The 13440-nt window shown below is 61.3% G+C and carries 10 protein-coding genes and 2 pseudogenes; 2 read left to right on the top strand and 10 right to left on the bottom strand.

Features of this window, described 5'->3' with window-relative positions:
- Window positions 1-2: 2 nt before the first annotated feature.
- The 8 genes and pseudogenes from D1F64_RS08540 to D1F64_RS08505 all read right to left on the bottom strand — a co-directional run bounded on the left by D1F64_RS08540 (window position 3) and on the right by D1F64_RS08505 (window position 9617).
- On the bottom strand, window positions 3-1238 hold the full coding sequence (locus tag D1F64_RS08540; RefSeq protein ID WP_117412093.1) for an FAD-dependent oxidoreductase: 1236 nt from the start codon (window positions 1236-1238) through the stop codon (window positions 3-5).
- Between the two features lie 13 nt (window positions 1239-1251).
- Window positions 1252-2652 carry a M20 family metallopeptidase gene (locus D1F64_RS08535; protein WP_117412092.1) on the bottom strand — a complete coding sequence of 467 codons (1401 nt, stop codon included), beginning with the start codon at window positions 2650-2652 and terminating at the stop codon, window positions 1252-1254.
- Entirely contained in the window at window positions 2618-4231 is a 1614-nt protein-coding gene (locus D1F64_RS08530; protein ID WP_117412091.1) for a gamma-glutamyltransferase, read from the bottom strand. Before D1F64_RS08530 ends, D1F64_RS08535 begins: the two co-directional genes overlap by 35 nt.
- A gap of 10 nt (window positions 4232-4241) precedes the next feature.
- Window positions 4242-5246 (bottom strand): oligopeptide/dipeptide ABC transporter ATP-binding protein, encoded by a 1005-nt coding sequence (locus D1F64_RS08525; protein WP_248304670.1) that lies wholly within the window; start codon window positions 5244-5246, stop codon window positions 4242-4244.
- Window positions 5243-6229: an ABC transporter ATP-binding protein gene (locus D1F64_RS08520; RefSeq protein WP_117412089.1), complete on the bottom strand. Its 987-nt coding sequence runs from the start codon at window positions 6227-6229 to the stop codon at window positions 5243-5245. The genes D1F64_RS08525 and D1F64_RS08520 overlap by 4 nt, the downstream gene beginning before the upstream one ends.
- Window positions 6226-7124 (bottom strand): annotated as a pseudogene (locus D1F64_RS08515) (ABC transporter permease). Before D1F64_RS08515 ends, D1F64_RS08520 begins: the two are co-directional and overlap by 4 nt.
- 1 nt (window position 7125) lies before the next feature.
- Window positions 7126-8043: an ABC transporter permease gene (locus D1F64_RS08510; RefSeq protein ID WP_117412088.1), complete on the bottom strand. Its 918-nt coding sequence runs from the start codon at window positions 8041-8043 to the stop codon at window positions 7126-7128.
- Between the two features lie 62 nt (window positions 8044-8105).
- Entirely contained in the window at window positions 8106-9617 is a 1512-nt protein-coding gene (locus D1F64_RS08505; protein WP_117412087.1) for an ABC transporter substrate-binding protein, read from the bottom strand.
- Window positions 9618-9751: 134 nt separating this feature from the next.
- Between D1F64_RS08505 and D1F64_RS08500 the strand changes: the two genes are divergently transcribed.
- Window positions 9752-10543: an IclR family transcriptional regulator gene (locus D1F64_RS08500; RefSeq protein WP_117414509.1), complete on the top strand. Its 792-nt coding sequence runs from the start codon at window positions 9752-9754 to the stop codon at window positions 10541-10543.
- A gap of 383 nt (window positions 10544-10926) precedes the next feature.
- Here the strand turns inward: D1F64_RS08500 and D1F64_RS25370 are convergent, their stop codons facing one another.
- A complete protein-coding gene (locus tag D1F64_RS25370; protein WP_346432313.1) occupies window positions 10927-11265 on the bottom strand; it encodes a glutathione binding-like protein in 339 nt (112 codons plus the stop codon).
- The gene (locus D1F64_RS24385; RefSeq protein ID WP_248304668.1) at window positions 11174-11476 is read right to left on the bottom strand and encodes a glutathione S-transferase N-terminal domain-containing protein; all 303 of its coding nucleotides are present in this window, start codon (window positions 11474-11476) and stop codon (window positions 11174-11176) included. Before D1F64_RS24385 ends, D1F64_RS25370 begins: the two co-directional genes overlap by 92 nt.
- 393 nt (window positions 11477-11869) lie before the next feature.
- Between D1F64_RS24385 and D1F64_RS08485 the strand changes: the two are divergent.
- Window positions 11870-13425: pseudogene (locus tag D1F64_RS08485) on the top strand (ISL3 family transposase).
- Window positions 13426-13440 lie beyond the last annotated feature (15 nt).

Here is a 13440-nt window from a genome sequence, read left to right as displayed (position 1 = left end):
TGTCATAGGTTCCTCAGGCGGGCGGGTGATAGTTCCGGTACGGGAACCTGGCCGGTGATCATTTCCTCGGCGAGCAAGGCCGCGGTGGTCGGTCCAAGGGTGAACCCCTGATGACCGTGGCCGAAATGAAACCACATCCCCTTGTGGCGGGGCGCCTTGCCGGTGAGCGGCAACATGTCGGGCATGCATGGCCGGCAGCCGGACCAGACTTCGGCTTCGACCGGCTTGCCGATATCAATCAATCCGGCGGCGGCTGCCGTGCTGCGCCGCAATTGAACGGGCGTGGGCGCCGCGTCGAAGCAGGCCAGTTCCGCACCGGTCAGGATCCGCAAGCCTTTCACCATCGACGAAAGAACGGTGGCGCTCTCGTCGTGCAGCAGAGGCGCATTCAGTGTACCGCCGCCGGCAAAATGACGATGGTAACCGCGCTTGCGCAAAAGCGGGATGTCGTAGCCGAAGCGGTTGAGCAGCACCGGCGACCATGGCCCCAGGGCAATGACAACCTCCTTCGCGGTGACCGGCCCCTCGTGTGAGCTGACTGCCCAGCCGCCACCTCTTTCGCACAGAGTATCCGCATCGCTGACGAGGATGCGCCCGCCCCTCGATGCAAAAAGAGCCGCATAGGCTTGTGTCAGGCCTCCCGGATCCGCGCAGCTCCAGGCTTCGGGCCAGTAAACCGCACCGGCAAGCCCAGGGTTCAAATGCGGCTCGGCAACCGCGAGTTCACTCGGCGATTGTGCGACGACCTGGACACCGTATTCGCTCGCAAGACGAGCAGCGTTCGCCGCTGCAGCGTCAAGGGCCGGCTGCGAGCGGTAGACAAATCGAAGTCCCGTCCGGCGTATCAGATTGTCAGCCCCTGCCGCGGCAATCAAAGGCGCATGATCGGCCGTCGCACGCCGGATCAGCCCGGCATAGGTCTGAGAGATCGCCTTGTGCCGGGCCGGAAGCGATGCCGCGAAATAGAGCCGGAGCGGACGCAAATAGGACGGCAGCGCGTTCCAATGGTAATTGACACTGTTGCCGCGCTTGAATGCGATCTTAAGAAGCGTTGTCAGGGCAAGGGGAAGTGGATAGGGCTCGACCGCCTCCGACTGGATGACCCCGGCATTGCCATAACTGGTCTCCAGCCCCGGCCCCTTTCGGTCGGCGAGGACGACATCGCGTCCCGCCTCCTGCAGCGCCAGGGCGGTCGAGACGCCAACCATGCCGGCGCCGAGAACAAGAACATCCGCCATTGCCGCGGTCCTCTCAGGGGGCAAGATCCGCGCGGCCACGCGGCGAACCGATGTCCCAGAAAAGTCCGGTCATCATGCGCAAGGCTTCGCGGCTTGAAGATAGGAGCAGGTGCTCGTTCGGCGCGTGCTGGGAACAGCCGGGATAGGAATGCGGCAGCCAGACCGTCGGCAGGCCCAGTGTTTCGGAAAAGCTCCTATTGGGGATGGATCCGGCAAGATTGGGCAGGAGCGCCGGCTTCTTGCCGGTGGTCGCAGCCACGGAGGCGGCCACACGCCCGACCCAGGGATGACCGGGATCGAGACGCGTTGCGTGGAAAATTCCCCGCTCCATCGGCAGGATTTGCACATCGCCGAAGCCCTCCCGGTCGAGATGACGGCGAAGCGCCGGCAGGATATCCTGCGAGTCGGTGCCGACCACATAGCGCAACTGGCAATGGGCGTTCGCCCAACCGGAAATGGCGTTGACGGGTGCTTCCGGCACGCCACTCTTCTGGGCAAGCACGGCGAAGGAATTCCAGCCGAACACCCGCTCCGACGGCGTCAGGCTTTCTTCACCCCAATCCGCGTCGATGGATGGGCCGTCAAAGCCGCCGACCGGACAGTCCCCAAGCGCTTTGCGGATGTCCGGTGTCAGGCTTTGAGGACGCCATTCGGGCACCTTGATCTGCCCGCGGCGGTCGACGATCGTGGCAATGGCATGGGCGAGAATGATCGCAGGATCCTTCAGCAGGCCGCCCCAATTGCCGGAATGATGCGCGCCCTCGCGGTATTCGACACGCAGATTGAAGTTCACCGCGCCGCGCGACCCCATGAACAAGGTCGGCCTGTCGGGATGCAGACGCGGTCCGTCCGATGCGATCAGAACATCGGACTTCAGGAGATCCTTGTGCATCGAGAAGAGCGCATCAAGGCCCGGAGAACCGCATTCTTCCGCCATTTCCAGAATGATCTTGGCGTTGAAGCCAAGGGCGTCGCGGGCCGCGATCACCGTTCTGAGCGCGGCGAAATTGATGAGGTGCTGGCCCTTGTTGTCCGCGGTGCCGCGGCCATAGGCCTTGTCGCCCTCGATGACGAGCTTGAACGGAGCCAGACCCGGCCGCCATTGATCGGCCTGAGCCCGGATCACATCGCCGTGGCCATAGATCAGAACGGTCTCGAAACCGGGATTTTCGATCCGTTCCGCGTAAAGAAACGGAAACCGCGCCTCGACGGGGTTTTCTAGGATGCGGCAGGCAAAGCCCATGCCTTCCAGGAGAGGAATGGCGCCTTCATTCAGGTAGCGGAATAGCTCGGATTGACAGGATGGCTCCTGGCTTTCGGTCGGATAGGACACAAGCCTGGAAAGCTCTTCGACAAAGCCTCCGTGATCTGCGTAGGTCTCAATGTCTTGCAATGCTGTTGCGCGGGAGGTCATGCTCGCTCGTCGTTTCCTTCTCGGCCACTGCGTCGCCCCAGGGCGACATGATCTCGGTGCAGCCTGTGTTCATTCCATTTTCGCGTATCACTGCGGCCGGACAGGCGAAGGCACTGGGGTAAACCGTGCGCCTCGCCGTTTCAGTCGGCTGGATCTTTTCAAGCGATGCGATGATGTCTGGCGGCAGGTCCTCGTCCGCGACGGTTGTCCCACCGCCGGAATTGTCGACGCGGGGCTGGTGGAAGGCTGTCTCCAGGTCCATCCCGAAATCCATCAGGAACGAGGCAAGGTTCAGGACCGCCGGCAGGATTTTTCTGCCTCCGGAAGCGCCGATCGCAAAGCGCTTGCCGTCTTTCTCGCCAAGCGTTGGACAGACGTTCATCAGACACTTCTTGGCGGGGGCGAGCGAATTCGGTTTGCCGGGCTCCGGATCGAACCACATGATGCCGTTGTTCATGAGAAGACCAGTCGACGGCGAGACGACGCGCGAGCCGAAGACGGAAAGCAGGGTCTGGGTGACGGCAACCATGTTGCCGTGCCGGTCGACGATGGAAAAATGCGTGGTGCAGGACGGCGCGTGCGGGGCATCCTGGTCGCCCATGTTTTGCAGGCGGTTCCGGTAGGCGATGGTGAGCGCCTCGACCATGGCGCCGTAGCTTGTTGCATCGGGTAATGTGCCCGGTTTGAAGGCCTTTTCCATCATGGCGAGGCATTCCGCCAGGTTCGGGCCGGCCGTGAGGTGCGGGGGCACCTGCAAAGTTCCGCCGCGATAGGGAACCGCGATCGCCTCATACAGCTCGGCATGATAGGCCGTCAGATCGGCAAGGCCGAGCGAACCGCCCTTTGCTTTGATGTCGGAGACCATGGCACGGGCAATGTCTCCTTCATAGAAATCCCCTGCGCCCGCTTCCGCAAGCTGCTGGAGCGTTTGCGCCATGCGGCTCTGATCGAGCCGCTTTTGCGACAGGGCCGTCCAGCCTGCAACCGGCGGCCAGCAGCCGTCCTCGAGAAACAGCTCCGCCGCATCCAGGTCCCCGGCGAGCTCGCGGGCCGTGGAGGCAATGATCAGCGAGGCATGCCAGTCGACCTGCAGGCCTTCCTTCGCCAGTTCGACGGCGGGCGCCAGCAATTCCTTCCAGTCGGTCCGGCCGAAGCGCTTGTGCGCCAGATCCATGCCGGCGACCGTGCCCGGGACGGCAATTGCCATGGCGCCCTGGACGTTGCGGTCGTCCTTTACGGACGGCCAGGGAAAGAGGTCGGAGGCTCGGCCGGAGCCGTCGAGCGGATAATCCGCGGGGTTGAGCGCCAGGGGTGACCGCATGCCGAAAAATAGCGAATAGGCCTTCTGCTCGGCCTCGCGCCAGATCATCATGCAGCCGCCACCGGCGGGACTGCTCATCCACGGTTCGACGACACCGATCGCAAAGGACGTGGCAATCGCCGCGTCCACGGCATCACCACCGGCTTCCAGAATGGCGGCGCCGGCTTCGGCCGCCATGCGGTGCTGGGCCGCGACGATGCCGCCGCGGGCCGGCGTGACGCGTTTGCGAATGATTTGGGTGGTTGAAAAATTGCTCATCAGGTGACGGTCAGGCGGGCTGGATCGAACGCCCGTCGGCGCTTTTGCGGAAGAGATGGCAATCGACATGGGCGCCGCCGTATGCAAGCCGCGGCGGCGCCCGTTCGCTGCAGACCTTTCTTGCTGCTGAACAGCGCGGATGGAAGTGGCATCCCGCCGGCGGCGAAATCGGGTTGGGAAACGCCGTGCCAAGATCGACATCCGGAACGGCGAGCGTCGGATCTGGCGTCAGCACCGAGGCGAGAAGCGCCTGCGTATAGGGATGCTTGGGTCCGGCAAAGAGATCCGCAGCCGGTGCTTCCTCAATGACCCTGCCGAGATACATGACCGCAACACGGGTCGCCAGATGCTCGACGACAGCCAGATTGTGGCTGATGAAGAGATAGGTGAGGCCAAGTTCCTCACGAAGATCCGCAAGGAGGTTGAGAATCTGGGACTGTATCGACACGTCGAGCGCGGATGTCGGCTCGTCGCAGATGACGATTTCCGGATTGATCACCAGGGCGCGGGCAATGGCGACGCGCTGACGCTGGCCGCCGGAGAGCTGGCCTGGATAGCCGCGCCGCACCCGCTCGGGCAGTCCCACCAGGTTGAGCATCCTTGTGACCGCCTTCTGCCGCGAAGCACTGGTGCCGATTTTATGAACCACCAAAGGAAGAGAGACGATTTCCTCGATCGACTTGCGCGGATTGAGCGAGGAATAGGGATCCTGAAAGATGGGCTGGATGCGCCGGGCGAGAAGCTGCCGGTCGGACGCGCCGATCTCCTTGCCGTCGACCAGGACCTGACCGGTCGTCGGCTGTTCCAGGCCAAGCAGGATCTTCGCCAGTGTCGACTTGCCGCAACCGGATTCGCCGACAAGGCCAAGCACGTCCTTCTTGTGCAGCCGGAGCGATACGCCGCCGAGCGCCTGTAGCGGCTTCGGCTTCGAGAACATCCCCTGTTTGACCTGATAGGTTTTGGTGATGCCGCAGAGTTCCAGCACCGGCTGGCCTCCATTGATGCCCGCCATCATGCCACCTCGCTCGCCAGGGTTTCACGAACGCAGCGATACATGTGTCCGCCGCCGGCAGAACGTGCCGGAATTGCCGCGGCACAGCCCACCGTGGCGAAGTCGCAGCGGCCACGGAACGCGCATCCCGAAATATCGCCCACCAGGGAAGGCACGATCCCGGGGATAGACCCGAGAGGCTCGCCAGGCTTCGTCTCGCCAGGAACCGGGATGCAGTTGAGCAGCCCGCGCGTATAGGGATGAGACGGCGCGCCGAATACTTCCCCTGCTGTGCCGCTTTCGACGATTTCGCCGGCATACATCACCGCCACCTTGTCCGCGATGCGGGCGACGACGCCAAGATCGTGCGTGACAAGGATAAGGGCGAGGTTCATCTCCCGCTTCAGGTCGGCGAGTAGACGGAGAATTTGAGCCTGGATCGTCACGTCAAGCGCCGTTGTCGGTTCGTCGGCGATGATCAGGTCCGGTTCGCACATCAGCGCCATGGCGATCATCACACGTTGGCGAAGACCACCGGAGAGCTGGTGCGGATACTGCCGCAGCCGGCTTTCAGCCGCGGTGATGCCGACCTTGCCAAGCAGTTCGGCGGCCCGCGTCATGGCTTGAGCCTTCGACACCTTTCGGTGCAGCCGCAAGGTTTCGCAGAGCTGATCGCCGATCGTATAGGCGGGATTGAGCGAGGTCATCGGCTCCTGGAAGATCATGGCCATGCGGTCGCCCCTGAGCGCCCGCATTTCCCTGGAGGTCAGCGTCCGTAGGTCCCTGCCCTCGAATTCCAGTTTCTCGGCGCCGACGCTCAACCGCTTGTCAAGAAGCCCCATGACGGCCAGCGACGTCAGCGATTTTCCGGAGCCCGATTCCCCGACAATGCAAAGCGTTTCGCCACGTCCAAGCTCGAAATCGATGCCGCGCACGGCGTGCAGCGCACCGCCGCCGAGCGGAATGTCGACGGTGAGGCCTTTCACATTGAGGATCGGCTCGCTCATCCCTTTGCCTCCGGCGCGGTGACATCGCGCAGACCATCGCCGAGGAGATTGATCGCCAGCACCAGAAGGAACAGCGCAATGCCGGGAATCGTGATCAGCCATGGCTGGAACAGCATCATATCCTTGCCTTCGGAAATCATCAGGCCCCAAGACGGGTTGGTGGCTGGACCCCGAGGCCGAGGAAGGAAAGGGCAGCTTCCAGCAGGATGGCGTGCGCCATCTCCAGCGTCATCACCACGATGAGGTTGTTGATCACGTTCGGCATGATTTCCGAGAGCACGATGCGGGTCGTTGTGCAGCCGATCGCCCGTGCGGCATTGACATATTCAAGGCCGCGGACCTGCATGACGGAGGAGCGCATGACGACCGCAAAGCGATCCCAGAGCAGAAAGCCGAGCACCAGGATGACGATCTGAAGAGAGCCGCCGAATAGGGCGACGATCGCCAGGGCGACCAGAACCACGGGCATGGCAAGGCGGACATTGATGAGGAAGGTCACCACAAGGTCGACCTTGCCGCCGAAATAGCCGGCGGCGACACCGAGCGTTGTACCGATGATGCCGGATATGACGGCGGTCACGACGCCGATCACAAGCGAGATGCGAGCGCCGTAAAGAAGGCGAGCCAGGTAATCACGGCCAAGCTGGTCGGTTCCGAGCACATGGGCGGGATCCGTTCCAGCCATCCAGAAGGGCGGCTTCATCCGGGCGAAGAGATCTTGCGCATAAGGACTATACCCGGTCAGAAGCGGCGCAAAGATCGCGGCGGCTATGACGAGGGCGAGCACGGTGAGGCCGAACAGCAATCCGTAATGTCCGCAAACACGGCGGCGAAGCTGGGCGGCGGGCGTGACGCCGACGATGCTTTCAGCGGTTTGGACAGAAGCGCTTGCCATCTCAGCCTACCCGGATGCGCGGGTCGAGCCAGGCATTTGCCAGGTCCGACAGCAACGTGAAAAGGACATAGAAGCAGGAGAAGATCAGGATCAGCGCCTGAACGGTCGGCAGATCGTGGCGGCCGATCGACTCCCATGCCAGGAACCCTGCGCCATGCAGGGCGAAGATGGCTTCCACGACGATTGATCCGCCGAGCATGAATCCCATTTGCACCGCCGCGAGCGACACCACCGGCACGATGGCGTTTCTGAGCGCGTGCTTGAACAGCACCCGGCCGGCGCCGGCCCCCTTCGCCCGGGCCGTTCGGATATAATCCGCGCTCAGAACATCCAGCATTCCGGCGCGGGTGAGGCGCATGATGGCTGGCATGGCGTAATAGCCGAGCACAATCGTCGGCATGATAAAATGCCGCCAGGTTTCCGAGCCGGACGGCGGCAGCAAGGGGAACTTGATCGAGAAGACGACGATCATGATCAGGCCAAACCAGAAGCTTGGCAGCGCCTGTCCGGAAACCGAAAGAAACAGGGCGGCACGGTCGATGACGGAATTCGGCCGGACAGCGGCCGCAACACCGAGCGGCACGGCAGTCAGGAGTGCGAAGGAAATGGCGCAAACGCCCAACAGCATCGTGACGGAAAGCCGGTCCGAGATCAAATCGACGACCGGCAGCTTGAAGTAATAACTTTGACCGAAGTCGCCATGGAGGGCCTTCCAGAGCCAGTCGGCATATTGCTCCAAGAGCGGCCGGTCGAACCCGTATTGCCGGTTGACGGCGGCAATATCGATCGCGGTTGCGTTCTCGCCGGCGATGGCGGTCGCCGGGTCTCCCGACAGGTGCAGGAGTGAGAAACTCATGGCCGAAACGGTGAACGTCACCAAGACGGCCAAGCCTAACCGCTTGAGAGCAAAGGTCAGCATTGATGGAACTCCGCGAGCAAGGCGGGCCCCGCTAGGCGGCGAGGCCCAAGCGGTGGGACGCCCTATTTCCAGCTCATATCGAAGAAACGGACGATTTCGTCCGGCGTTGGCTCAAAGTCGACCTCCTTCGTGAAGACGTAGTTGGAATTGTAGGAGAAAAGCGGAATCCAGTAGGCTTCTTCGGCAATCTTATTCAGGGCCATGGAGTAGTTTTCCTTGCGGACTTCTTCATCGACGGACGTATCGCCCGCATCAAGCCAAGCCTTGACCTCTTCGTCGCGGGCGAAGTCCTGATCACCGAACTTGAAGAACTGGCCTGTGATGGCCGAAATATCGTTGATGGAGTTCGAGCCCCAGGTCAGGAAGCCAAAGCCGGCTCCGCCCTTTCTCTGCATATCGCGCAGGGCGGAATATTGCAGGTAGTTGAGATTGGCCTTAATGCCGACTTCAGCCAGATAGGCCATCATGGCTTCCGCATAGGGCCGGTTCCGATAAGCATAAAAATCGATTGAGAAGCCGTCCGGATAGCCGGCCTCGGCGAGCAGCGCCCTGGCTTTGGCCGGATCATACGAATAGGTCGTGACATCCTGCTCACAACCGAACTGACTCGGGAAGCAGGCGGAATTGACGACCTTCGAGCTGCCTTTCAGAAGGTTGTCGACTAGCGCCTGGCGATCAATGGCATGGCCGATGGCCTGCCGGACTTCCTTCTTGGTCAAGGGGCCGTCACCGCCACGGGCCGCCGCGTCCATGGTTATATAGCCGATCCGCATGGTGCTTTCATTGGCCACGGTGAACTGGCCCATTGCGGTAAGCTGTTCAGCCTGGTCGGCAGGAACGTTCCAGACCAGGTCGATGCCGCCGGAGAACAGTTCGGCCAGTTGCGTGTTGATGTCCGGGATGGTGCGGATGTCGACCTTAGCAATCGAGGGTTTCCCCTTGGGGCCGTCATGATAGCCTTCGTATTGTTTCAGAACATAGTGCTTGCCCGGTTCGACGCTATCCACCATGTAGGGGCCGGTGCCGATCGGCTTGAGCGCCATGCCGGAAGGTCCGACCTTGGCGTAATATTCGTTCGGGTAGATCGCGACCAGGCCGGAAAGGTATTCAAGCGCTGCCGGGAAAGGTCCGTTGGTGGTGATCCGCACCGTGAACTTGTCGACCTTTTCTGCACTCTTCATCCAGTTGACATTACCGGGCACGACGACGTGGCTGTCCGGATCGACGACGAAATTGACCGTATGGACAACGTCGTCGGCGTCAAACTCCTCGCCATTGTGGAACTTGACGCCTTGGCGAAGTTCAAATTCCAGGGTCGTGTCGTCGATCCACTTCCAGGACGTGGCCAGGTTGCCGACATACTCGCCGGTTTCCTGATCGCGATACACCAGACCGTCCCAGACCTGCCGCGCCAGGACCACGCCTTCGCGCGCAGACTGGAAGTAGAAATCGACGCTTTCGAGTTCCTTCGAAAAGGCGGTACGAAGCGTGTCGTCCGCCTTTTTTGCAAACACCTGGCCGATGGAGAGCGCGGCGGTGAGAGCGATTACACCTGTCGCAACGAGTGGTCTCATCTGTTCATAACCGGCCGACGGCCGTCCCTCTGTTTCATTGCGGTTGTATTATTATATGATACTTTATATCTTATTGTCATTAAGTGTATTTTAAGCGTCCGCATTGTCAAGCGCGAGCTGGTGAGTTTATGGGCATGACTAAAGAAGTGGCGATGAAGGCAAAGGAAAAGCAAGACACCCTGTTCGTGAGCTCGCTGGAAAAAGGGCTGCGGATCATGGCGGCCTTCAATGCGCACCGCACCGAACTGGGATTGACCGAACTCGCCGAAATCGTTGGGCTGGACAAGAGTGCGGCTCAGCGGTTCACCAATACGCTGCACAAGACCGGTTACCTTGAGAAGGACCCGGAAAGCAGGCGGTTCCGCCCGTCGACGAAGTTCCTGGAATTCGCTGCCGCGTATCTGTGGAGCGATCCCTTCGTCCAGCTTGCCATGCCGAAGCTGATTGAACTCAGCCGGGACCTGGGCGAGCGGATCAACGCCGCGAGACCTGCCGGCACCCACATCATCTATGTCATCCGGATCCCGACCCAGCACACCAGTTTCGCCGCCATGCTGGTCGGCAACAAGGTGCAGATGCTGAGTTCGTCATCGGGCCGCATCATGCTCGCACATATGAGCGAAGAGGAGCGGCGCGAAGCGTTGGCAACCTGGCCCATCGACCAGGCCACGCCCCGCACCGTGACGGACCGGTCGCAGATTGCCAGAGAGGTGGAGGAAGCCGGTCAGCGCGGATACGGCATGACGGTCAGCCAGAACATCGTCAATGAAGTCGCTCTTGCAGCCCCCGTGTTCAACCGGGTCGGCAAGGTCGCGGGAACCGTACAATGCTCGGTGTCGTCCCTGAAATGGCCGATCGAGCGGGTCCACCGAGACATCGCCCCCCGGCTCATGGAAGTTGCCAACTCCATAAATTTGCTGCGCTGACAGGCGAGCGCCTTGCGGCACGCGTCGCAATTGCCTTCGCGGAGCAACGCGCTGGCGGCGAACTGATGATCGCCGCGATGATCCGGGCGGGAGGCGGCGCTGTGCCACGGCCCGATAAGCCGCCGGGCCTGAGCCCTTCCCGTCTACACCACAGGACATCGCCGAACCGATCGGCACCGCAGACCACGGCAACGATCATGCTCGCACGCAAATCCAGCCAAGCCACGCGGCGCCCGGGCCGGCCCAACAGGGGCCGGTCCTTGGATGGTGTGAGAGAAGCGGCTGGTTGTTTGTCCTGTAAGCATAATCTTCATAATCCTCGCTTCGCTCCGACCGGATTATGCTCTAGCGAAAAGGACAACCAACCAATTGCCTCCCTAAAATCAGATCGCCGCGCCAGATTTCAGAACGGCTTGTACCGACGGGCGCTCCGCAATGCGCTTGAGGTAGCCTTCGACGTTCGCCCAGGCTGACAGGTCGACGTTCTGCATCTTCGTCCATCCGAGGACAACGAAGGCGTAGGCGATTGAAAAGGTATCGCCAGCGAGGAAGACGCTTTGCGAGAGCTGGGCATCGAGCACGTTGAAAACGCGCGGCAGCAACGCCGTCCTCGTTATCTCCTTGAACTCCTCAGGCGTGTTGGGGCAGTTGAGCGGGGAAAAGGTCTTGTGCAGTTCCGTAGCGATGTAATTCGTCCATTCCAGCACGCGGTAACGCGCCATACATGATGATGGCGCCCTCGGTGAGGATGTCGCCATTGTCGAGAATAAGCGTCGGAACCTGTCCTTTCGAATTGACCTCAAGAAAGCTGCCGCCGTCCGCAAGCGACTTGTTGCGGATATCGACTTCGACAAGTTCGACGGGGATGCCGGCTTCTTGAGCGACGATGCGGAAGGCTGTCGAGCAGGCGCCGGGCGTATGATAGAGCTTCATTCTAGGGACTCCGAGAGAGGTTGGGCGGTCAGGTTGGCAGCCCCGCAAGGAACAGGGCGCCGCGGCAACCAGAGTTTAGCCGTGTTTAGGAGGGGCGGTCTTGTTGACGCTGCTCCAATGTTCCGCCAGCTTGCCGTCACGAATTTGAAACGCGTCGAAACATAGTAGTCGTAGGTTTCGCCGGGACGATCGGGATCCGGCTGGGGCAGATAACCGGCAAGCACGACATGTCGCCCTCGGCGACGATCAATGCCGGCGCGTGCAGCATTTCCGCAGGCTCCGGAACCGGTCCATTGGGAAACACTGTCAATCGGCGTTGAAGATTGGCTCTGACACATATTTCATCGAATTCAGGTGCCGACTGAAGTTGGTTTCGCAAAAGGAATCAACATCATGGGTCATTCGTTCAGATCATCGACGCTCGTCCCCCGCGGCTTTATTGTCAATTCCACTGCCATTGATGACGGGGCAATGCTGATCGCGGTTCGTCCGACGAACTGGGCGAGCGCTTGCCCGCTCTGCGGAACAAGGTCGGAACGGATTCACAGCCGATGTCAGCGGCACCTGGCAGACCTGCCTATGGCCGGAAAGCCTGTTCGACTGGTCATCGAAGCGCGGCGGTTCCACTGCGACGCGGTGTTGTGTGGCCGCCGAATTTTCGCTGAGCGCATTGACAGGGACATTTTGGTACCTTGGGCGCGGCGAACCGCTAGGCTTGATCATATCGTCCATCATCTCGGGCTTGCGCTGGGCGGCAGGCCAGCAGCCAGCTTTTCCAAGCGGCTGATGTTGCCGGTGAGCAACAATACGCTGCTGCGCGTCGTGCGGCGGCGAGAGAACCCGTGCTTTATCCCGCCGACAGTGATCGGGATTGACGACTGGGCGTGGCGACGCAACCAGCGTTATGGGACCATCATCTGCGATCTGGAACGGCGCAAAACCATTGCTCTACTGCCAGATAGGGAACCTCGACAGCCCAAGCATGGCTCTCGGAGCAGCCTCAGACCAGCATTGTCGCCCGGGACCGCGGCGGCGGTTACGCGGCGGCGGCAGCCAAGGCATTGCCGCAGGCGGTCCAGGTCGCTGACCGCTGGCACTTGATGGAAAACGCCAGCCGGGCTTTCCTCGATGCTGTGCGTAAATCCATGCGCCAAATTCAAACGGCAATCGGAGCGACCACGATCGATCTCGAGCTGCTGAGCGCAGCGCAGCGGATCCAATACGAGGGATATTGTCGCCGTGAGGACACCAACGCTGCCATTCTCGGCTTAGCCAAGTCGGGGGGCACCATTAAGGAAATGGTTCGCCAGACCGGATTGAGCCGTGGCCTGGTCCGGCGCGTGCTGCGCGGTCAACGTTCGGACGTCTTCCGCGTCCGCGAGAGTTCGCTCGCACTCTATCTGCTTTGGCTTGACGCCCAATGGGAGGCGGGACATCGCAATGGGACGGAGCTATGGCGGCAGCTCAAGAGCCAAGGGTTCCGCGGCTGCCTTCGAGTTGTCACGGAATGGGCCACACGCCGCCGAAAAGCGGAGAAGATCGCTAGCGGCATCTTGAGCCGAGCGCCTTCGGCCAGGACGATCGCGCGTCTTATGACCATCGGCCGCGACGACCTCTCTAAGTCGCAAGCCGTCACGGTCGCAGCGATTGAAGGCGGCGTACCGCTGTTGGTGGAGGCGCGGGAAGTCATCGCCGCCTTTCAGGCGATGGTCCGCAAGAAATCCATTACCGATCTCGATCCATGGTTGAAGAAAGCCAGATCAGGTTTGGTTGCCTTCTTCGCCAGCGGCGGCGTCAAAGACCGCGCGGCCGTCAGCGCGGCGATCACGTCGCCATGGTCCAACGGCCAAACGGAAGGGCAGATCACCAAGCTCAAACTCGTGAAGCGCCAGATGTATGGTCGTGGAAAGATCGATCTCCTCCAAGCCCGCATCATTGGTGCCGGATAGGGTCCATCACCATCA

This window comes from Breoghania sp. L-A4 (assembly GCF_003432385.1).
In the GTDB taxonomy this organism is placed as follows: Bacteria; Pseudomonadota; Alphaproteobacteria; order Rhizobiales; family Stappiaceae; genus Breoghania.
This window is presented reverse-complemented; position numbering and strand designations above follow the sequence as displayed.